The following is a 21,551-nucleotide window of genomic DNA, read 5'->3' as shown; positions in this document are numbered from 1 at the left end:
CTAGAATTCAAAGACTTACGAGCGGTGGCGGTGGCGAACCGCTACAATTCATGGTTTAACGTCTTCAAGCGGTTCCCCATGTCTTCCACCCCCTCGAACGCTCCGGCCGCGCCGGGCGCCACGCCGAAAGTCGGCTTCGTTTCCCTCGGCTGCCCCAAGGCCCTCGTCGATTCCGAGCAGATCATCACCCAGCTGCGTGCCGAAGGCTACGAAATCTCCGGCACCTATGACGGCGCGGACCTCGTGGTCGTCAACACTTGCGGCTTCATCGACGAAGCCGTGCAGGAAAGCCTCGACGCGATCGGCGAAGCGCTCAACGAAAACGGCAAGGTGATCGTCACCGGCTGCCTCGGCGCGAAGAAGAGCGCGAGCGGTTCTGGGCTGATCGAGGAAGTGCATCCGAAGGTGCTCGCGGTGACCGGCCCGCACGCGGTCGGCGAGGTGATGCAGGCGGTGCACAGCCATCTGCCGAAGCCGCACGATCCGTTCGTCGACCTGGTGCCTGCCGCGGGCGTCAAGCTCACGCCGCGCCACTACGCGTACCTGAAGATTTCCGAAGGCTGCAATCATCGCTGCACGTTCTGCATCATCCCGTCGATGCGCGGCGATCTGGTGTCGCGCCCGGTCGCCGAGGTGATGCTCGAAGCCGAGAACCTGTTCAAGTCCGGCGTGAAGGAACTGCTCGTGATTTCGCAGGACACCAGCGCCTACGGCGTCGATGTCAAATACCGCACCGGTTTCTGGAACGGCAAGCCGATCAAGACGCGCATGACGGATCTGGTCGCCGCGCTCGGCGAACTCGCCGCGCAATACGGCGCGTGGGTGCGCCTGCATTACGTGTATCCGTACCCGAGCGTCGACGAAGTGATTCCGATGATGGCCGCGGGTCCGTACAAGGGCCATGTGCTGCCGTATCTCGACGTGCCGTTCCAGCACGCGCATCCGGAAGTGCTCAAGCGCATGAAACGCCCGGCCAACGCCGAGAAGGTGATGGAGCGCGTGAAGGCGTGGCGCGAGATCTGCCCGGATCTGACGATCCGCAGCACGTTCATCGCCGGCTTCCCGGGCGAGACTGAAGAGCAGTTCGAGACGCTGCTCGATTTCATCCGCGAGGCGGAGCTCGATCGCGTTGGCTGTTTCGCGTATTCGCCGGTCGAAGGCGCGAGCGCGAACGAACTCGACGGCGCGCTGCCCGACGAAGTACGTGAAGAACGTCGGGCGCGCTTCATGGAAGTGGCCGAGCAGGTGTCGGCGAAGCGCATCGCGAAGAAGGTTGGCAAGACGCTGAAGGTGCTGGTCGACGAGATCAACGCGGACGGCGGCATCGGCCGCACCGCGGCGGACGCGCCGGAGATCGACGGCGTCGTCTATATCGCGCCGTCTACCAAAGCATCGAAGCGCTACAAGGTCGGCGATTTCGTGTCGGTGAAGATCACCGGCGCGGACGGCCACGATTTGTGGGGTGAGGTCTAAGCGATGGCGCTCGGCGTGGCCGCACGGCCTGAAGCTCAAACACCGGACATCCTCGCGCTCGGCGAGGCGATGATCGAATTCAACCAGTCGGCGAAGGATCAGCCGAACTACCTGCAAGGCTTCGGCGGCGACACGTCGAACTTCTGCATCGCGGCCGCGCGCCAGGGTGCGAGGACCGGCTTCGTATCGGCGGTCGGCGCCGATCATTTCGGACGCCTGCTGGTCGATCTGTGGGAGCGCGAACAGGTCGACACGTCGTTCGTGCGCATCGATGCGCAAGCGTCGACCGGCGTCTATTTCGTGTCTCACGGCCCCAACGGCCATGCGTTCGACTATCTGCGCGCGGGCTCGGCGGCGAGCCGCTATGCGCCCGCCGATCTGCCGCGCGACGCGCTCGCGGCGGCGAAGGTCGTTCATCTGTCCGGCATCAGTCTCGCGATCAGCGTCAGCGCTTGCGACGCCGCGCTCGAAGCGATCGCGCATGCGCGCGCGAATGGCGTGCGCGTGAGCTTCGATACCAATCTGCGTCTGAAGCTGTGGCCGCTCGCGCGGGCGCGTGCGGTGATGCTCGAGGCGATCCGCCAGACCGACATCTGCCTGCCGAGCTGGGACGACGTCACCGAACTGACGGGGCTGACCGGCCGCGACGAAATCGTCGATTTTCTGCTGTCGCACGGGCCGAGCGTGGTCGCGCTGAAGCTCGGCAAGGACGGCTCGTATATCGCGACGCCTAACGAGCGACGCGTCGTGCCGGGTCACGTCGTCGATGCGCTCGATGCGACCGGCGCCGGCGACTGCTTCGGCGGCGCATTCATCGCGCGCATCGTTGCGGGCGACGATCCGTTTGCCGCCGCGCGCTACGCGAACGTCGCCGCCGCGCTGTCGACGCAAGGTTATGGCGCGGTCGCGCCGATCCCGTCGCGCGAGACCGTCGAGCGGCTGCTGGCGGGTTAGATGTTACGGAAGCCGCGCGCGGCGCAGCATGGCCCGCGTTGGCGCAATCATCCAGGCGAACTGGAGACAACAGGAGGGGCAAGCGATGCAACGGGACGTAGTGGTGGTAAGCGGTGTGCGCACGGCAATCGGCACGTTCGGCGGTAGCCTGAAGGATTTCGCCCCGACCGATCTCGGCGCGCGCGTCGTGCGCGAAGTGCTCGAGCGCGCGAGCGTATCGGGCGATGAAGTCGGGCACGTCGTGTTCGGCAACGTCGTGCACACCGAGCCGAAAGACATGTATCTCGCGCGCGTCGCGGCGATCAACGGCGGGGTCGCGCAGCATACCCCCGCGCTGACGGTGAACCGGCTGTGCGGCTCGGGCTTGCAGGCCATCGTGTCGGCCGCGCAGAGCGTGCTGCTCGGTGACGCCGATATCGCGATCGGCGGCGGCGCGGAAAACATGAGCCGCGCGCCGTACTCGATGCCGGCAGGGCGCTTCGGTCAGCGCATGGGCGATGCGCGTCTGGTCGACATGATGGTCGGCGCGCTCAACGATCCGTTCCAGTCGATCCATATGGGCGTGACCGCCGAGAACGTCGCGCGCAAGTACGACATCTCGCGCGACGCGCAGGACGCGCTCGCGCTCGAGTCGCACCGTCGCGCGGCTCACGCGATCACGAGCGGCTACTTCAAGGAACAGATTCTGCCGATCACGCTCGCGTCGAAGAAGGGCGACGTCGTATTCGACACCGACGAGCACGCGCGGCTGAACGCAACCGCCGACGATTTCACGAAGCTGAAGCCGGTGTTCGTGAAGGACAACGGCACGGTGACGGCGGGCAACGCGTCCGGCATCAACGACGCGGCCGCGGCCGTCGTGCTGATGGAGCGCAGCGTCGCCGAGCGGCGCGGCGTAAAGCCGTTGGCGCGGCTCGTGTCGTACGCGCATGCGGGCGTCGATCCGGCGTATATGGGCATCGGGCCGGTGCCAGCGAGCCGCAAGGCGCTCGAGCGGGCGGGTCTGACGGTCGCCGATCTCGACGTGATCGAGGCCAATGAGGCATTCGCCGCGCAGGCCTGTGCGGTCAGCAAGGAGCTCGGTTTCGATCCGGCCAAGGTCAATCCGAATGGCTCGGGCATTTCGCTCGGCCATCCGATTGGCGCGACCGGCGCGCTGATCACCGTGAAGGCGCTGTACGAGCTGCAGCGCATCGGCGGGCGTTATGCGCTCGTCACGATGTGCATCGGCGGCGGCCAGGGGATCGCGGCGGTTTTCGAGCGTCTGTGACCGCGCACGGCAGGCCGGCCCGGCATAGGTAGCAAGCAGGAACCAGCAACAAGGATCGACAGGATGCGGGAAGCGAAAGTGACGAAGGGTTCGGTAATGCGGACGTTGCGTCAGCGCGCCGGCGCGGTGGCAAGCGCCGCCGCGCTGCTGTGTGCTGGCACGGTGCTGTGGATGCCGTCGCAGGCGTGGGCGGAAAGCGATGCAGTCAAGGAGCTGGCCGCGCCGCCGCCGATCCAGCTGCCGCTGAAACCGAGCCCCGAGTTCGCGAAGTTTCCGCGCTACGTGGGCACGCTCGGCGCGCGGCCGATCGTGCTGCGGCTCGGGCCCAAGACCGACGATCCTTCCGGCGTGCACGGCGAGTATCAGTACACCGATAACGGCGAAGTGATCCTGATCGCCGGCGATCGCGTCGGCGATACGCTCGAAGTCGAAGAATCGAACGACGGCACGCATATCACCGGCAACTGGGTCGGCAAGTTCGCGGCGGACGGCTCGCTCGAGGGCGACCGCATGAACGTCGACGATTCGAACCCTCAGGAATTCAACCTGAAGCCTCTTGCGGCGGGTCAGGCGGCACCTGCGGCCGCTTCGGCCGGCGCGGCGGCCGCCAAGGCGGCTACCCCCACTCCGCAGCCGGCTGCCGCGAACGGCGCAGTGGCGGCTCCCGCGCCGGCATCCGCTGCCGGCGGGCACCCGGTGGGCGGCGTCAGCAACCTGCAAACCGGCGACTGATGTGTACGCACGCCGGGCATCTTGAGTCGCGCGGCGCGGCGCTTGCTTCAAGCCCGCTTCCCTGTGTATTTCATCGAGCTCCACATGACTGAATCAAAACTCAAACACCGCCTGCAGACCCGCATCGTGCGTGCCGAGGATGACATCACGCCGGGCTTCGAATCGTTCTCGACGCCGGTCACGCGGGCGTCGACGGTGGTGTTTCCCGATCTCGCCGCAATGCGCGCGCTCGACTGGAAAAACGACGCGCAATGGCGCTACGGCCTGCATGCGACGCCGACGCAGATCGCGCTCGCGCAGCGCCTCGCCGCGATCGAGGGCGGCAATCATGCGCTGCTGCAGCCGTCGGGCCTGTCGTCGATCTCGAACGTCTACTTCGGCCTCGTGAAGGCCGGCGACGACGTGCTGATCCCCGATAACGTCTATTCGCCGAACCGCGACCACGGCGACTGGCTCGCGCGCGATTTCGGCATCACGGCGCGCTACTACGATCCGCTGATCGGCGCGGACATTGCCAGGCTGATCCAGCCGAACACGCGCCTGATCTGGATCGAGGCGCCCGGCTCGGTGACGATGGAAGTGCCCGACGTGCCGGCCATCACGGCGGCGGCGCGCGCGCGCAACGTCTTCACTGCGATCGACAACACGTGGTCCGCGGGCCTCGCGTTCCGGCCGTTCGACCACGGCGTCGACATCTCGGTGCAGGCGCTGACCAAGTACCAGTCGGGCGGCGGCGACGTGCTGATGGGCGCAACGATCACGGTCGACCGCGACGTGCATGTGAAGCTGAAAGCGGCGCGCATGCGCATGGGCATCGGCGTGTCCTCGGACGACTGCTCGCTGATCCTGCGCAGCCTGCCGAGCATGCAACTGCGTTTTGCTCAGCACGATCGCGCGGCGCTGTCGCTCGCGGCTTGGTTGAAGAGCCGGCCGGAAATCGTCGCGGTGCTGCATCCGGCGCTGGCCGACTGTCCGGGGCACGAAGTGTACAAGCGTGATTTCACCGGCGCGGGCGGCCTGTTCTCGGTCGTGTTCGACGAGCGGTACAGCGCGGCGCAGATCGACATGTTCTGCGAATCGCTCGAACTGTTTTCGCTCGGCTGGAGCTGGGGCGGCGCGCATAGCCTCGCGATGCCGTACGACATCGCGTCGATGCGCACGGCGGCACAGTGGCCGCACCGCGGCACGCTGGTGCGTTTCTATATCGGTCTCGAAGACGAGGCGGATCTGCGCGCGGATATCGAGCAGAGCCTGGCTAAGCTGGCTTAATACGCGTTAGCCCTGTTCGATACGTCGTGCGAGAAACCCGCCGGGATGTGTTCCCGGCGGGCTTTTTGTTGCGCTGAGTATCGAGCCGACCTGACCGTTTGGCCGAATGTTCGATACGGTTGCGCGACGCTACGATCGTGTGCTTGCCGAATAACGTTGCCGCGCTCGGGGAGGGGCTTCGATGAATCTTTTCTTCTGGGTGTTGCTGAATCTCACGGTGCCGATTGCCGGGCCGATTTTTACGCTTGCGCTCGTTGCGCCCGCGTATGGCTGGCGCGTTGCGAGGACGATGATTGCCGCGTCAGTGAAAGACGGGCAATTGTTCTGGTGTGCGATCGGACCGTGTGCCGCCGATGGTTGGCACGCTATCACATGGGGCGATAAGCTTGTCGATTTTCACGATCTGCCTGGCGGCGTTTCTATTCGCGGCCCTACACATTTACCTCAATTAGATTTATGGGATAGTGCAGCGCTTATACTTGCTCCGTCTCGTGGAGGAGCTTATGAAACAATTTATTCTGTCGCTGGAAATAGGCAAAAATCACGACCGCATCATGAAGGGCGTGTTGATCTTCAACATCCTGATTTCGATCGGCATGTGCGCCCTGTTCCTGCCGGCCATTTTCAACAGATAACAACACAGTTCGCGCATTTCGTTATCGCGTCGGTCGTTGTGCCGACGCGATAACGAACCCCTCGAGCACCAGCCTCAAAACAACCGCAGCAAACCGTCCAGTCCAACGAAATTGAACGACACGCTGGCTGCTTCGCGCACCACCGGCTTCGCGCGGAAGGCAACGGAAAGTCCGGCTTCGGCCATCATTTTCAGATCGTTCGAGCCGTCACCCATCGCAATGGCGCGCGAAGACTCGATGCCGAGCGTCGCGCAAGCTTCGCGCAGCGTGCGCGCTTTCACATCCGCATTGACGATCTCGCCAATCACGTTGCCGGTCAGCTTGCCGTCGACAATTTCGAGCGTGTTCGCACGCGTGAAATCGAGGCCGAGGCGCGCCTTCAGCTTCGCGGTGAAGAACGTGAAGCCGCCCGACACGAGCAGCGTTTTCAGGCCCGCCTGTTTCGCGCCGCCCAGCATGCGCTCGGCGCCCGGCGACAACTGCAGCCGCTCTTCGTACACGCGCTCGAGCGCGCTGGCGTCGAGCCCCTTCAGTAGCGCGACGCGGCGCGTCAGGCTTTCGTTGAAGTCCTTGATCTCGCCGCGCATCGCAGCCTCGGTGATCGCCGCGACTTCGGCTTTGAGCCCACAGAAATCGGCGATTTCATCGATGCACTCGATCGTGATCAGCGTCGAATCCATGTCCATCGCGACGAGCCCGAAGTCGCGAAACTGGAGGTCGGCTTCGACAAACGCGTAGTCGAGTTGATGCGTATAGCAATATGCCTCGACGTCGGCGCGTTGCGCGAGGTTTGCGTCGGCGATGCGAATCGCGCTCTCGTCGATGACGGCGGCGTGCGAGCCGCGCGCGAGCGCGACGAGTGTTTTGTGATGATCGGCGGAAAGGGGGGCGACGCTTTGAATGACGAGGTTCATGGACGACCAGTGACGCGGGAAGAAAGAGGCGCGTGGCGCGCGGAAAATCCCGCTATTGTATCGGTTCCGTGCGCCGCGCCGTCGCGGGCGGCTGTAGCGGACGGGTTTGCCGTGCGCTCCCACAGTGCGCGGTTCATACTGACGCATCGAATCGTGTGGCGCAGTCGTCGTCAGGTTGGCTGAAGTCGGCGTTTCGCATATCGCCGTAACGGAACGGACCGAACAAATACGGTCACACGAACTCGCCACATCACAAGCGCAACAAGACGCCCCACGGAGACAACGCATGACCCCGGCAACCGCCAGCGACGCTTCCTCCCTTGCCCGCGACTTCGATCTGCGTCATCTGAGCCCCGCGTTCTACGCCGATCCCTATCCGGTCTATCACGCACTGCGCACCTACGACCCGATCCGGCGCATGCCCGACGGCTCGCTGTTCCTGACGCGCTTTCGCGACGTGCAGGCGGTCTACCGCGACCCGAAGACCTTCAGTTCCGACAAGACCGTCGAGTTCCGCCCGAAATACGGCGACTCACCGCTCTACGCGCATCACACCACGAGCCTGGTGTTCAACGATCCGCCGCGCCATACGCGTGTGCGCAAGCTGATCGCCGGCGCGCTGACCGCGCGCGCGATCGCGGCGATGGAGCCCGCGTTGATCCGGCTCGTCGACGGCCTGCTCGACGCGGCCGCGCAGCGCCGACGGATCGATCTGATCGGCGAGTTCGCGGCGGCGATCCCGGTCGAGGTCATCGGTAATCTGCTCGACGTGCCGCACGAGGAGCGCGCACCGCTGCGCGACTGGTCGCTCGCGATACTCGGCGCGCTCGAGCCGTCGCTGACCGACGCGCAGTTCGAGCGCGGCAATCGCGCCGTCAGCGAATTCGTCGACTATCTGCGCGGCCTCGTCGCACGACGCCGCCGCGAGCCGGGCGATCCGCAGCACGACGTGCTGACGCGGCTGATTCAAGGCGAGGGCCCGCACGAGCAGCTATCGGAAGCCGAGCTGCTGCAGAACTGCATTTTCATCCTGAACGCAGGGCATGAAACGACCACCAACCTGATCGGCAACGGGCTCGTCACGCTGAGCCAATGGCCTGACGAGCGCGCCGCGCTGCTGCGCGAGCCCGAGTTGATCGGCACCGCGGTCGAGGAGTGTTTGCGCTTCGAGAGTTCGAACCAACTCGGCAACCGCATGACCACCGTCGATACCGAGATCGGCGGCGTCGCGCTCGCGCGCGGCACGCCGGTCACGCTGTGCATCGGCGCGGCCAATCGCGATCCCGAGCAGTTTGCCGAGCCGGACCGCTTCGATATCCGCCGCGATCCGAACCGGCATCTCGCGTTCGGCTTCGGGATTCATCAATGCGCGGGCCTGTCGCTGGCGCGGCTGGAGGCGCGGATTGCAATTGGGCGCTTCGTGCGGCGCTTCCCGGCGTATCACGTCGATGGCGAGCCGACGCGGGGCGGGCGCGTGCGGTTTCGCGGGTTTGCGTCCGTGCCGGTCCTGCTCGATCCTTGATGCACCCCCTGATAGCGCGCGCACTAAGACAGCCGTAGCTTTTGCCGCTTCGTCGCAAGACTTACAGCCTGATGACAGCACGCCGCCGAGCGGACCGGCTCATCCTTTAAGCGTGGCAGTAGCGTAAAACCCACCAAAACTCGGGCACGCTTGCTGCTTCGCCTGATATCTCAGGGCCATGGGACAGGGGGAGCGCGCGATGGCACATATGATCTGGAAGGGCGCAATCAGTTTCGGGCTGGTGCACGTACCGGTGCAGCTCTATCCGGCGACACAGTCGGAGAAGGTCGGCTTCAATCTGCTCGACAAGCGCACGATCGACCCGATCGGCTACAAGCAGATCAACAAGCGCACCGGCAAGGACGTGACCCGCGAGAACATCGTGCGCGGCTTCGAATACGAGAAGGATCACTACGTCGTACTGTCGGACGACGAGATCCGCTCGGCGAATCCCGAGTCGACGCAAACGGTCGACATCCTCGCGTTCGTCGACGCGGCCGACATCTCGTTTCTCTATCTCGACACGCCGTATTACCTGACGCCCGACCGCAAGGGGGAAAAAGTCTATGCATTGTTGCGCGAGGCGATGACGGCCTCGGGCAAGATCGGCGTCGCGAGCGTCGTGCTGCACAACAAGCAGCATCTGGCCGCGCTGATTCCGCTCGGTCCGATGCTCGCGCTGAACACGCTGCGCTGGGCCGACGAGGTGCGCGGTCTGGACGAATTCAAGGTGCCGCCCGAAGGCATGAAGGCCGCCGGCGTGTCGGCCAAAGAACTCGACATGGCGAAAAAGCTGATCGACGACATGAGCGAGACGTGGGACCCGATGCAGTATCACGATACGTTTCGCGACGACATCATGGCGCTCGTCGAGCGCAAGATCCAGGCGGGCAAGACCGAGGAGGTCACCGAGGTGGAAACGCCGCACGAGCCGCGCAAGTCCGCCGACATTCTCGACCTGTCCGATCTGCTCAAACGCAGCCTCGGCCGCGGCAAGGGCAAGCAGGCGGCCACCGGCCGCAAGCGCACCGCCGGCGAGGACGAGGATCAGGCCGATAGCGAAGCCGGGTCCGATGAAGAGCCGGCCGCGCCCGCGCGCAAAAAGGCTCGCGCGACAAGCACCGCGCGCAGTCGCAGCGGTAGCGGCAGCAGCGCCCGCGCCGCATCGAAAACCACCGCAACGTCGCGCAAACGGCGCGCGGCGGCCTGAACGCGCGGCCGCCGCGCCGCTCGCGCTTAACGCACCGGAGTCATCGCCATGAACGACCGACTCGAGGTCTATCACCGCAAGCGCCGCTTCGAAGACACGCCGGAGCCATCCGGCGTGACGACCCGCAAGCGCGCGGCAAGCAAGACGGGCAGGAGCGCGCCGCGTGCCGCGCCCGACACACTGTCCTACGTGATCCAGGAGCACGACGCGCGGCGTCTGCACTACGACTTCCGGCTCGAACTGAACGGCGCGCTGCTGTCGTGGGCGGTTCCGAAGGGACCGAGCCTCGACCCGTCGGTCAAGCGGCTCGCGGTGCACGTCGAAGACCATCCGGTCGAATACGGTACGTTCGAGGGCGAGATTCCGCCCGGCAACTATGGTGCGGGAACCGTGATCGTGTGGGATCGCGGCACGTGGGAGCCGGCGGGCGGCGTGGCCGAAGCCGCGCGGTCGTACGCGGCCGGCAAGCTCAAGTTTCATTTGCACGGTGAGAAGCTGCACGGCGGCTGGACGCTGGTACGCAGCCATATGCGCGGCAGCGGCGACAAGGAGCAATGGCTGCTGATCAAGGAGCGCGACGAGGAAGCGCGCGACGAAAGCGACTACGACGTGCTCAAAGAACTGCCCGGCAGCGTGCTGGCCGACGGCGCGTCGAAAGGCAGGAAAACGAAGCAAGCGAAAGCGCAGACGAAAACGTCGGGCGACGGCAAAGCCACGGGCACAGGCAAGCCAGCGAAGTCCGCCTCCTTGCGCCGCGCAGCCGATCCCAAACGCCCCGACATCGTCGCGACGCGTACCGCGCAGTCGTTGCGCGAACTCGCCGCATCGCCATCGATTGAAGGCGCGGTCAAAGCCACGTTGCCTGCGAGCTTGACGCCGGAGCTGGCGACGCTCGTCGACACTGCGCCGCCTGGCGACGACTGGCTGTACGAAATCAAGTTCGACGGCTACCGGGTGCTCGCGCGCATCGACCACGCGTCAAAGAAGAAGGCTGGTGCGGTCAGCGTTTTCACGCGCAACGGCAACGACTGGACTACCAGATTCAGCAAGCAGATCGAGGCCATCGCCGGGCTCGACCTGCAAAGCGCGTGGCTCGACGGCGAAGCGGTCGTGCTCGATGAACGCGACGTGCCGAGCTTCCAGTTGCTGCAAAACGCGTTCGATGCGCATCGCCCGCAGGACATCGTGATCTATCTGTTCGATCTGCCGTTCCTGAACGGCTACGACCTGCGCGGCGTACCGCTCGAACAGCGCCGCGCGATTCTGCGCGCGCTGCTCGAAGGCGTCGACGATCGCGTGCTGCGCTTTTCGAACGACTTCGCGTTCAGCGCCGGCGAGCTGCTCAGGAGCGCGTGCGACATGGGGCTCGAAGGCATCATCGGCAAGCGGCGCGACAGCCGCTATGTGTCGGGCCGCGCGCCGTCGTGGATCAAGCTGAAGTGCCGGCGCCGCCAGGAGTTCGTGATCGGCGGCTATTCAGAGCCGGCCGGCAGCCGCGAGGCGTTCGGCGCGCTGCTGCTCGGCGTCTACGACGCTGACGGCCAACTGCAGTACGCGGGGCGCGTCGGCACCGGCTTCGACGCCGCGTTGCTGCGCTCGGTCAAACAGGCGCTCGACGCGCACGCGAGCAAGCGCATGCCGTTCGCGAGCGCGCCGCGCGAGCGCAGCCGCACGCCCGTGCATTGGGTCGAGCCGGTCCTCGTCGCCGAATGCAACTTCGCCGAATGGACCAGCGACGGCATCGTGCGCCAGGCCTCGTTCGTCAGTCTGCGCGACGACAAACCGGCGCGCCAGATCGTCAAGGAAACCGCCCGACAAGGAGCCGACGTGCAACAGCAAACCGAAACCGCCGCCGACGATACGCGGCAAACAGGCGCGCCGAAAAAGCGCGCAGCCACGAAAACCGCCAGGACCGCCACGCCCGCCGCGACGGAAAGCGCGCCCGCCCGAACCACGGCAACACGCTCGCGCGCGCAAAGCGAAATCGCCGGCGTGCGCATCTCGCATCCCGATCGCGTGATCGACAAGAGCAGCGGCGCAAGCAAGCTCGAACTGGTGCAGTACTACGAATCAATCGCCGAATGGATGCTGCCGCATCTGCGCGAGCGGCCCGTCGCGCTGGTGCGCGCGCCCGAGGATATCGGCGGCGAGCTGTTCTTCCAGAAGCACAGTCAGAAGCTGTCGATTCCGCACGTCACGCAGCACGAGGGACTCGACCCGGGCCATCCTGCGCTGATCACGATCGACACGCTCGCCGCGCTGGTCGGCGCCGCGCAGATGGGCACCGTCGAATTTCACACGTGGAACGCGCTCGCGTCGAATATCGAAAAGCCCGACCGGATGGTGTTCGATCTCGACCCGGACCCGTCGCTCGGCTGGGAACGGATGGTCGAGGCCGCGCAACTGACCCGCTCGCTGCTCGACGAACTGGGCCTGATGTCGTTCGTCAAGACGAGCGGCGGCAAGGGCTTGCACGTGGTCGTGCCGCTCGCGAAGCAGGCCGGCTGGGACGAAGTGAAGGATTTCTCGCAGGCGGTCGCGCAGCATATGGCGACGACGCTGCCGCAGTACTTCAGCGCGAAGATGGGTGCGCAGAATCGCAAGAAGAAGATCTTCATCGACTATCTGCGCAACAACCGCGGCTCCAGCACGGTGGCCGCATTCTCGGCGCGGGCGCGGCCGGGGCTCGGCGTGTCGGTGCCGCTCGCGTGGGACGAACTCGACAGCACGACGGGCGGCGATCAATGGGGCATCCGCAACGTCCACGAGCGCGTGGACGGCCTCGCAAGCGACCCATGGGCCGACTATGCGAAGACACGTCAGCGCATCACCGCGGCGATGAAAAAACGTCTGGGCGTCGCGTCATGAGTGCTCGTCCAGGTGGCTGAACAACCCGCGAATTCGCCATGCGCACTCAGTGCGCGAACGCGCTTCGCGAAGGAGCAATGCAATGAAAACCCTGCCGCAATCGACTGAGGGCGACTCGCAAGCCGACCCGCACGCGAACAAGGACCCGAAGTCGTTGCAGGAAGCCGCGGCGCCGCTGCCGCATGAAACCGATCAGCATCCGGAGTCACAGCACGAGGACCATCCGCGCCATGTCGGCAAGCAGGCGCATGAGGATATCGAGCATGGCTTGCAGGACACCGACCGCCGCGGCGGCGGCGAGTATCAGCAGCGCACGCAGAACGACTCGCATGCCGATGTGAATTCGGATCGCAAGCAGGGCGGCGCGAAGAGCGGCAAGCGCTGACGCCGCGTACCGGGCGTGACGCCTACGCGCCCGCCAGTCCAACCGGCTCCCGGTCCCAATACGGCGGATCGTCGAAATGCGCGGCGACGAAGTCGATGAATGCGACCGTCTTCGGCGGCACGAACGCGCGGCTCGGGTACACGGCCCAGATCGCGACGTCGTCCGCGAGCGGATAGCTGTCGAGCACACTGACGAGTTCGCCGCTGCGCAGATAAGGCGCCACGTCCCATGTCGATTTCAGCGCGATGCCGAAGCCCGCGAGCAGCGCGTCGCGGATCACCTCGCCATTGTCGGTGACGAGGCGGCCGCTCACGCGCACGTCGAGCGGGCCCGTGGGCGTCACGAAGCGCCAGTCGCGCTGCTCCGACAGGATGATGCACTCGTGCCGCGCGAGATCCGACGGATGATGCGGCGTGCCGTGCGCGGCCAGATAGGCCGGGGCCGCGCACAGCACGCGGCAATTGACCGCGAGCCGCCGCGCGACCAGCGACGAATCCTTCAGCACGCCGACGCGGATCGCGACATCGATGCCCGCGTCGACCAGATCGACCACCTGATCCGTCAGGCGCAGATCGACGCTGACGCCCGGATAGCGGCGCAAAAACTCGCTGATCACCGGCGACACATGCTGGCGCCCGAACGACGACGGCATCGTCACGCGCAGCCGTCCCTGCGGCTCGGCCTGCGCGCGGCCGACCGCTGCGCGTGCGGCGGCGGCCGCGTCGAGCAGCGCCTCGGCGCGCGTCATGAACACTTCACCGTCCTGGGTGAGGCTGATGCGGCGCGTGGTCCGATGCAACAAACGCGCGCCGAGCAGCTTTTCGAGTTGGGCGATCCGAGCGCTCGCGACCGCCGCCGACAAACCGAACTCGCGCCCGGCCGCCGACACGTTGGCGAGCAGCGCGGCGCGCACGAACAGCCCGACATCGAGCAGATCGAGCCGTTCGCGCTCGCTGGGCAGGGACCGGCCAGCCGGAGTTGAATCGTTCATTATTCTGAAAAACCAAAAAATGTTTCAGTGATTATGACTGTTTTAGCAGAATAAGAACCGTCTTACGATTCGGGTCATGCTTGCACATCAACCGAACCCACGAGGAGCAGCCATGAAAGCCGTCGGACTCTACCGTTATCTGCCAATCGATCACGCCGAAGCGCTAGTCGACGTCGAGATCCCCAAACCCGAAGCAAGCGGCCGCGATCTGCTGGTCAAGGTCGAAGCCATTTCGGTGAACCCGGTCGACACCAAGGTGCGCGCGCCGAAGGATAGTGTCGAGAAGACGCCGCGCGTGCTCGGCTGGGACGCGGCCGGCACCGTCGTCGCGGCCGGGCCCGAGGTCACGCTGTTCAAGGTCGGCGATCCCGTCTTTTATGCGGGCAGCATTACGCGGTCGGGCGCCAACAGCGAGTTTCATCTGGTGGACGAACGGATCGTCGGACACAAGCCGGCGTCGCTCGATTTCACGCACGCGGCCGCCTTGCCGCTGACCGCGATCACTGCATGGGAAGCATTGTTCGACCGCCTCGGCGTGTCGCCGCAGGGCGCCGACGCAGGCCGCACGGTGCTGATTTTCGGCGGCGCGGGCGGGGTCGGCTCGATCGGCATCCAGCTCGCCAAGCAGCTCGCCAAGCTGAAGGTGATCGCGACCGCGTCGCGGCCCGAATCGGCGAAATGGGCACGGGAGCTCGGCGCGGACCACGTCGTCGATCACTTCGGCGATCTGTCCGCGCAGATGAAAGAGCTCGGCATCGAGCAGGTCGACTACGTGCTGATCTTCAACGACACCGATCGCAATTTCCCGGCCGCGGCCGAACTGATCAAACCGCAAGGCGGTATCTGCACGATCGTCGAGAACAGCGCCGCGGTGCCGGTCGAATTGCTGAAGGCGAAGAGCGCCGCGTTTCACTGGGAATTCATGTTCACGCGCTCGATGTTCGGCACGCCCGACATGATCGAGCAGCACAAGCTGCTGACCGAGGTCGCGCGCCTCGTCGACGCGGGCACGTTGCGCACGACGCTCGGCGAGGACCTGGGCCGCATCAACGCCGAGAATCTGCGCCGCGCGCATCGGATGCTCGAAGCAGGACGCGCGATCGGCAAGCTGGTGCTGACCGGCTTCTGAGATGAAATCGACGCGCAGAAAGCGCGTCGCCGCAAGCGGGTTAACACCCGAGCCGACACGACACGCGCGGCAGCGCGCTTGGCGTTAGACTGACGACGCAGCATGCCAAAACGGTTGCGTGTCTTGCGGCGAGGCAAGGCGGTGTGAACCGGCCGGGCCTCGGCAGTGCGCGAACAGTGCACGGGCAATCGCGTCGACGCGAGCGCGCAGCGGCACAACAACGAGGTGACAGTATGAGCTTCAGCTTCAAACTCTCCGCCGTTTCGATTGTCGCTTCTCTCGCCTGCGCGCTCGAGCCGGCTGCTCACGCAGCCACGCCGATCACGGTGACCAACAAGGCCGCGCTCGACGGTCCGATCCGCTACACCGTTCGCGTCACGTCGAAACAGTTCGGCAATTCCCAGGAGACCCGCACGATCCGCTCGGGCGAAACGGACGACTTCACGTGGAAGACCGTGCCGCCCGGCGGTCCGGTGCCCGCTACCGACGCATGCCCGGACTATGCGTCGCTGCCGGTCGACGAGAACGGCGCGATGATCCGCCAGACGCAGATCCGTCTCGCACCGGTGGTGGCGAGCGACGGCACCGCGACCGTACAGCTTAGCTTCCAGGCGCAGACGCCGCATGGTGTCAAAACCGTGACGAGCGGAGGCAAGCCGCTCAAGTGTCCGAACGATGTGCGCATGAGTCAGATCGTGCGTTTCACGATGCCGGTCAACGGCACGACGAAAACGCTGACGCTGAACGATGGCACTGAGGTCGCCGTCACCGCGAAGCGTTGAATGGTCGAGCGCGCGCGCCGTGATGGCAGCGTGCGCGAATCGTCACATGCGTTAGCGTGTCATCCCGGTGAGTCATCCTTTGCGTGCCTCACGCTCGACGAGCCGCGCCGGCAAGAACTGATGCTCGGCCGAAAACAGTCGTCGGTACGTGAGCAGCACTGCGCCCACCGTCCCCAGCGCCGACGCCGCCGCGATCAGAAACATGATGACGATCTGATAGCGCACCGCCTGCAATGGCGACTGCCCGGCCAGCACCTGCCCGGTCATCATGCCCGGCAAACTGACGACGCCGACCACCGCCATCTGATTCAACGTCGGCATCATGCCCGCACGCACCGCCTGGCGCGCCGGCGCTTGCGCGGCCTCCCAGCGTGTCGCGCCGAGCGCGAGCGCCATGTCGACGCGGTCGCGCCGCGCGGTCAGTTCCTCGGTCATCCGCTCGATGCCGAGCGATACACCGGTCAGCGTGTTGCCGAGGATCATGCCGAGAATCGGAATCGCATATTGCGGCTCATACCACGGATGGATGCGGATCACGACGAACAGTCCCACCGCGGCCACGAGCCACGAGCTGACCCAGATCGACAGCACGCTGTCGGCGCGTTGTCCGGCATAGGTGTGGCTGCCGCGCTGCGCGCCGGCGAAACCCGCGATCAGCGTCATCACGATCATCAGCGGCAGCACCACGTACCAGCGAGCGAAACTGAACACCCAGCCGAGCACATAGCCGATCGCGAGCAACTGGACCACGGTGCGCACCGCCGCCCATGCGAGCTTGCGTTCGAGATCGAGTTTCAACGCGACCGACACCGCGCCATTCACGACGATCAGCAGCGTCGCGATTGCGACGTCCCACAAGCTCAGATTCTGCAGGCTCATGGGCGGGACTCCCGACGCAGGTCCGCAACATCGCGTTGGTCCGCGTCGCGCCGCACCGTGGTGTGTTCGGCCAGCACGCCGGCGCGCATCGTCAAATGCCGTTCGCTCATGCGTGCCGCCTGCTCGGGATCGTGCGATACCCATATCGATGCGTGAGCGCGAGGCGCGGCATCGAACCATGCCTGCACGAGCGCTTCGATCGCGCGCGACGAAGCCGGGTCGAGCGACGCGGTCGGCTCGTCGAGCAACAACACTTCGGGCGCGAGTTGCAGCACCCGGATCAGCGCGGCGATCTGCGCTTCGCCGCCCGACAATTCGCTTGCGCGCTTGCCGAGAAAGTCCTCGCAGCGGCCGGCCTGCATCGCAAGCGTGGCCGCCCGCGCGCGATCGAAGCGCGCGTCGCGATACGCGCGCAGCTCGAACGGATAGCGCAGATTGTCTTCGACGCTGCCGTCGATCAGCGCGGGCCGCTGCCGGATATACGCGACGCCGCGCCGATAGCGCGGAATCGCCGCTCGCACGAGCGGCGCACCATGCCACAAGATGCGCCCTGCATCGATCGGATCGAGCAGCGCGAGCGCGCGCAGGAACACGCTCTTGCCGGAGCCGGACGGTCCGGTGATCGCGACGCGCTCGCCGGCGCGCAGCACGAAAGTGGTCTGCTGCAACAGCGTCTGGCCGCGCTGCGCATCACGCCGCACGATGCCGTCGGCGAAGAGGAGAGGAACATCGGTCGTCATGGTTTGAACGTCGTGGGGAGGGTGCCGCTTCGATGCCGGCGCGACGGCGTCAATGCGCCGGTCGGTCTGTCGGCAAAGCGTGCGCCATGATAAAACGACGAGGCGCGAATAGCGCACCCAACCCACAACCGGCGCGACGATTCATTGCCACGCGCCAGGCACGATAACTGCTGCACGGTGCACAACGTGGAACAACACGCGGAGCCTTTCAATGGCAGTGTCGAGCAGTATCGGACGACGGGTCGGAAAAATCCTTGCATGGCTGCTGGCGGTGCTCGTCATCCTGATCGTCGCGCTCGTCATCTTCATCCTGACCTTCGACTGGAACCGCGCGCGGCCTTACATCGACGACAAGGTCAGCCAGGCGATCGGCCGGCCCTTCGCGATCAACGGCGATCTGAAGGTGGGCTGGCGTCATGCGGTCGGCGAAACCGGCTGGCGCGGGTGGGTGCCCTGGCCGCGCTTTTCGGCCGCCAACATCATGATCGGCAATCCCGACTGGGCCAAACAGCCGCATTTCGCGACGCTCGACGAAATCGACTTCGAAGTCGAGGTGCTGCCGCTGCTCGCGCACGACATCGTGATTCCGGCGATCAACCTCGTGAATCCATCGGTCGATCTCGAACGTCTTGTAGACGGCCGCAATAACTGGACCTTCAAACTGCCTTCATCGACCGGGCCGTCCGAGTGGAAGCTCGATCTGCACGATATCGCGTTCGCGAAGGGCAATATCGCGCTGTCGGATCAGCAGAAGAAGGTCGAAGTGCAGATGGTCGTCGATACGCTCGGGCAGCCGATCCCGATCGGCGACGCGTTGAAGCAGCAGGAGGCGGCCTCGCGCAGCGCGTCGGCGCAGGCGGTCGGCCGCGCGGGTGCGAGCAGGCTTGCCGCGCAGGCCGAAGCGCAGGCGGCCTCGGCGGCGAAGGCGGCTTCCGAAGCGGCGGCTTCTGGAGCACAGACGCCGGCACAGGCGTCGGCAGCCTCGGGCCCGGCTGCAACATCAGGCGCGCCAGCGACTTCCGGCGCGCTCGCGACGAGCGGCGCCGCCGCGCCAGGTGGTGAAACCGCCAGCGAGAGCGCCAGCACGCCTGCGGCCGTCTCGGCCGCGAGCGGCACCGCACCCGGCGCGCCACGCGCGACGCCGCTCTATGCGATCGCCTGGACCGTCAAGGGCACCTACAACCGCACGCCGCTGTCGGGCAGTGGCAAGCTCGGCGGCGTGCTCGCGCTGCAGGACGCGAACCGGCCGTTCCCGGTGCAGGCCGACGTCAAAGCCGGCGACCTGCATATCGCCTTCGTCGGCACGGTCACCGATCCGGCGCATCTCGCGGCGCTCGATCTGCGTCTCTGGCTGCAAGGCAACAGCATGGCGCGGCTGTATACGCTGACCGGGGTGACCCTGCCCGAGACCCCGCCGTACGCGACCGAGGGCCATCTGATCGGCCGGTTCAAATCGAGCGGCAACGTGTTCACGTATGAAAACTTTACAGGCCGGGTCGGCGGCAGCGATCTGAACGGTTCGTTGACCTATACCGGCCGCCAGCCGCGTCCGCTGCTGCAGGGCGAACTCGAGTCGCATCTGTTGCAGTTTTCGGATCTCGCGCCCGTGATCGGCGCCGATTCGAACGCGAGCAAGGCGAGGCGCGGCGGCGCGGCCGCGCAGCCGAGCAACCGCGCGCTGCCGGTCGAGGAGTTCCGCACCGACCGCTGGAAGGCGATCGACGCCGACGTCAAGTTCACCGGCCGGCGCATCATCAAGAACGCGAATCTGCCGATCACGGATCTGTACACGCATGTCGTGATGACCGACGGCGTGCTGTCGCTCGTGCCGCTCAAGTTCGGCGTCGCGGGCGGCTCGCTCGCGTCGGACATTTATCTCGATGGCAGCGGGGCGCCGTTGAAGGGGCGCTTCGCGATGTCGGCGCGGCATCTGAAGCTCAAGCAACTGTTCCCGAGCTTCAAGACGATGCAGAGCGCGCTCGGCGAGATCAACGGCGACGCGTCGCTGTCCGCGACCGGCAACTCTCCGGCGGCGCTCGCCGCGACTTCGAACGGCGAGCTGAAGGCGCTCGTGACCGAGGGCACCGTGAGCCGTCTGCTGATGGAGGCGGCCGGCCTGAACGTCGCGAACGTCGTCTATGAAAAGCTGTTCGGCAATCGGGACGTGAAGATCAACTGCGCGGCCGCCGATTTCGTCGCGACCGACGGCGTGCTCGAAGCGCGCGTGTTCGCGCTCGATACCGACGACGCGGTGATCAACATCGACGGTCACATCAATCTGCGCGACGAAACGATGGACCTCGGCGTGCATCCGCATACGAAGGGCTTCCGGGTCATTTCGCTGCGCTCGCCGCTGTACGTGAAGGGCACCTTCAAGGACCCGCACGTCGGTGTCAATGCGGCCGCGCTTGCACTGCGTGGCGGCGCGGCGGTCGGCCTCGGGCTGATCAATCCGTTCGCGGCGCTGATCCCGCTGCTCGCGCCGAGCAACAACAAGCCGCTGCCGTGCACGCAATTGCTCGCGCAGGTGCGGCAGATGCCGAAGGCGCCGCCGCCGGGCGTGAAGCAACAGCCGAAGGCGCCGATGTCGCTGGAGGGCGCGCCGGTCAACAAGTCCTCGGGCGGCGCGTCGTCGCCGGCCGCGACGGATCATAATCGCAAGCCCGCGACGCAGTCGCCGGCGAGCGCGGCCGAATACAAGGGCAGCTGATGTTGTCGGGCTTGCCTGTGGACTGGTTGAACTGGGGCCTTGGTGGCGGCCTGTGCGTGATCTTTCGGTGGCTGATCAGCGCGCCGCCCGCGCGCGAGCGCGTCGATGATGCGATGGCCGAATGAATGGCAGGATGCCGCGCGCGCGCAACTGCGCGCGGTCGCCGTCGAAGCCCGTGTTTCAATCAATTAAGCGAACTGGAAAGCAACGCAGCGCGCCACCGAAGACGCCAGCGATGGGTGTCGACATCGGCTGTCGAAACCGCGGATGAATGACGACGAAACGAGCTGTCAGTAACCCTGAACTTCAGGGTCTCTGATCGGCGCTACCGGAGAGAGCGCGGTGTTGCATCGCCCGACGCATCCTGGCGACGCACGCCGCGGCGAGTACCGATCCGCGTCGCGCCGAACTCCGTCAGAATCTTGCCGCGCGCACGACTCGCGAACACGAGGAAGCCGAAGCCGTCGGCCTCGTACCAGTAGCCGCCGTTCTCGAGACCATCGAGCGGTTGCTCCAGTGCGTTGGTAATGGATTCGATGCAGCGCCGCCGCAATTCGGCTGGTGCGGGGTAGGGCGGCTGCGCGCCGCGCACACTGCATAGAAGCACGTCGAGTCCGGGCAGTACGTGTGCATAGAGCACCGGTTCGTCCTGCGCGCGAGCCCGCGCAATCTTGGTGTCGAGTTGACCGAACGGCTTGAAATGCCGCAGAACCGCGAGGAACGACTCGTCGCCGTCCACCTTCGCGCGTCTACGCTTTTTCGGGAAGGACATAAAAATTCGCCTGAAAAAGAATTGCAAGAAACGCTGCGTCCTCATGCGACCACTCCCGGCTTTCGCGCGCCGCACGTCGATCTTTTATAGCATACGACAAGGCCGGATTCACGATGATTCGACGTTGCTGCATCGCTCCACCGCTCCCGCACGAATCATGCCGAACCGCCTCGCCGCGCGCATTCGCATCCCAGCACACCTTGTCTCCATCATAGACGCAGGCGGCGCGGAAAAAACATCCCATCCCAATAAAAAAGTCATTTTTGTGTGGTCGGGCGCTTGCAGGCGCGCCGTTGAAATATCTCTGGTTCACGTC

19 protein-coding genes are annotated in these 21,551 nt (G+C 65.6%); 13 read left to right on the top strand and 6 right to left on the bottom strand.

Features of this window, described 5'->3' with window-relative positions; genetic code table 11:
- The first annotated feature begins 78 nt into the window (after positions 1-78).
- From rimO to QFZ91_RS07260, 6 genes are all read left to right on the top strand, one after another.
- Positions 79-1,473, top strand: a complete 1,395-nt coding sequence (gene rimO, locus QFZ91_RS07285; RefSeq protein WP_026228021.1) for a 30S ribosomal protein S12 methylthiotransferase RimO — start codon at positions 79-81, stop codon at positions 1,471-1,473.
- A gap of 3 nt (positions 1,474-1,476) precedes the next feature.
- Entirely contained in the window at positions 1,477-2,427 is a 951-nt protein-coding gene (locus QFZ91_RS07280) for a sugar kinase (protein WP_429566807.1), read from the top strand.
- 85 nt (positions 2,428-2,512) lie between these two features.
- A complete protein-coding gene (gene bktB / locus QFZ91_RS07275; protein WP_429566806.1) occupies positions 2,513-3,697 on the top strand; it encodes a beta-ketothiolase BktB in 1,185 nt (394 codons plus the stop codon).
- Between the two features lie 63 nt (positions 3,698-3,760).
- On the top strand, positions 3,761-4,429 hold the full coding sequence (locus QFZ91_RS07270; protein ID WP_429566805.1) for a hypothetical protein: 669 nt from the start codon (positions 3,761-3,763) through the stop codon (positions 4,427-4,429).
- An 84-nt stretch (positions 4,430-4,513) separates the two neighbouring features.
- Positions 4,514-5,698 (top strand): cystathionine beta-lyase, encoded by a 1,185-nt coding sequence (locus QFZ91_RS07265; RefSeq protein ID WP_429566804.1) that lies wholly within the window; start codon positions 4,514-4,516, stop codon positions 5,696-5,698.
- Between the two features lie 181 nt (positions 5,699-5,879).
- On the top strand, positions 5,880-6,386 hold the full coding sequence (locus tag QFZ91_RS07260; protein ID WP_429566803.1) for a hypothetical protein: 507 nt from the start codon (positions 5,880-5,882) through the stop codon (positions 6,384-6,386).
- 21 nt (positions 6,387-6,407) lie between these two features.
- Here QFZ91_RS07260 and serB read toward each other — a convergent pair whose 3' ends face one another.
- On the bottom strand, positions 6,408-7,247 hold the full coding sequence (serB, locus tag QFZ91_RS07255) for a phosphoserine phosphatase SerB (protein ID WP_429566802.1): 840 nt from the start codon (positions 7,245-7,247) through the stop codon (positions 6,408-6,410).
- A 286-nt stretch (positions 7,248-7,533) separates the two neighbouring features.
- Here serB and QFZ91_RS07250 point away from each other — a divergent pair, with 286 nt between their 5' ends.
- The 4 genes from QFZ91_RS07250 to QFZ91_RS07235 all read left to right on the top strand — a co-directional run bounded on the left by QFZ91_RS07250 (position 7,534) and on the right by QFZ91_RS07235 (position 13,232).
- The gene (locus tag QFZ91_RS07250; protein ID WP_429566801.1) at positions 7,534-8,769 is read left to right on the top strand and encodes a cytochrome P450; all 1,236 of its coding nucleotides are present in this window, start codon (positions 7,534-7,536) and stop codon (positions 8,767-8,769) included.
- A 199-nt stretch (positions 8,770-8,968) separates the two neighbouring features.
- On the top strand, positions 8,969-9,979 hold the full coding sequence (locus QFZ91_RS07245) for a Ku protein (protein WP_429566800.1): 1,011 nt from the start codon (positions 8,969-8,971) through the stop codon (positions 9,977-9,979).
- A 48-nt stretch (positions 9,980-10,027) separates the two neighbouring features.
- Positions 10,028-12,847 carry a DNA ligase D gene (gene ligD / locus QFZ91_RS07240; protein WP_429566799.1) on the top strand — a complete coding sequence of 940 codons (2,820 nt, stop codon included), beginning with the start codon at positions 10,028-10,030 and terminating at the stop codon, positions 12,845-12,847.
- A gap of 82 nt (positions 12,848-12,929) precedes the next feature.
- Complete coding sequence (locus tag QFZ91_RS07235; protein ID WP_176377847.1) at positions 12,930-13,232, top strand: hypothetical protein; 303 nt, start codon at positions 12,930-12,932, stop codon at positions 13,230-13,232.
- Positions 13,233-13,254: 22 nt separating this feature from the next.
- Here the strand turns inward: QFZ91_RS07235 and QFZ91_RS07230 are convergent, their stop codons facing one another.
- Positions 13,255-14,223: a LysR family transcriptional regulator gene (locus QFZ91_RS07230; protein ID WP_429566798.1), complete on the bottom strand. Its 969-nt coding sequence runs from the start codon at positions 14,221-14,223 to the stop codon at positions 13,255-13,257.
- A 112-nt stretch (positions 14,224-14,335) separates the two neighbouring features.
- On the opposite strand from QFZ91_RS07230, the gene QFZ91_RS07225 reads away from it, so the two are divergent.
- Together QFZ91_RS07225 and QFZ91_RS07220 are read left to right on the top strand one after the other, a co-directional pair.
- On the top strand, positions 14,336-15,352 hold the full coding sequence (locus tag QFZ91_RS07225; protein ID WP_429566797.1) for a zinc-binding alcohol dehydrogenase family protein: 1,017 nt from the start codon (positions 14,336-14,338) through the stop codon (positions 15,350-15,352).
- Positions 15,353-15,585: 233 nt separating this feature from the next.
- Positions 15,586-16,134, top strand: coding sequence for a DUF6013 family protein (locus QFZ91_RS07220; RefSeq protein ID WP_368597400.1), 549 nt, complete (start codon positions 15,586-15,588; stop codon positions 16,132-16,134).
- Between the two features lie 72 nt (positions 16,135-16,206).
- On the opposite strand, the gene QFZ91_RS07215 is transcribed toward QFZ91_RS07220, so the two are convergent.
- Positions 16,207-17,013, bottom strand: a complete 807-nt coding sequence (locus tag QFZ91_RS07215) for an ABC transporter permease (RefSeq protein WP_176119868.1) — start codon at positions 17,011-17,013, stop codon at positions 16,207-16,209.
- Positions 17,010-17,753, bottom strand: coding sequence for an ABC transporter ATP-binding protein (locus QFZ91_RS07210; RefSeq protein WP_429566796.1), 744 nt, complete (start codon positions 17,751-17,753; stop codon positions 17,010-17,012). Before QFZ91_RS07210 ends, QFZ91_RS07215 begins: the two co-directional genes overlap by 4 nt.
- 211 nt (positions 17,754-17,964) lie before the next feature.
- On the opposite strand from QFZ91_RS07210, the gene QFZ91_RS07205 reads away from it, so the two are divergent.
- Positions 17,965-20,463 carry an AsmA family protein gene (locus tag QFZ91_RS07205; RefSeq protein WP_429566795.1) on the top strand — a complete coding sequence of 833 codons (2,499 nt, stop codon included), beginning with the start codon at positions 17,965-17,967 and terminating at the stop codon, positions 20,461-20,463.
- A gap of 325 nt (positions 20,464-20,788) precedes the next feature.
- Here the strand turns inward: QFZ91_RS07205 and QFZ91_RS07200 are convergent, their stop codons facing one another.
- Positions 20,789-21,280, bottom strand: a complete 492-nt coding sequence (locus QFZ91_RS07200) for a hypothetical protein (RefSeq protein WP_013089382.1) — start codon at positions 21,278-21,280, stop codon at positions 20,789-20,791.
- Positions 21,213-21,548, bottom strand: coding sequence for a hypothetical protein (locus QFZ91_RS07195; protein WP_157646264.1), 336 nt, complete (start codon positions 21,546-21,548; stop codon positions 21,213-21,215). Before QFZ91_RS07195 ends, QFZ91_RS07200 begins: the two co-directional genes overlap by 68 nt.
- Positions 21,549-21,551: the final 3 nt, after the last annotated feature.

Origin of the sequence: Paraburkholderia sp. JPY419 (genome assembly GCF_050435705.1) — a bacterium.
Taxonomy (GTDB): domain Bacteria; phylum Pseudomonadota; class Gammaproteobacteria; order Burkholderiales; family Burkholderiaceae; genus Paraburkholderia; species Paraburkholderia youngii.
Note: the sequence above shows the minus strand (reverse complement) of the source record. Positions and strands in the feature narration are given on the sequence as shown.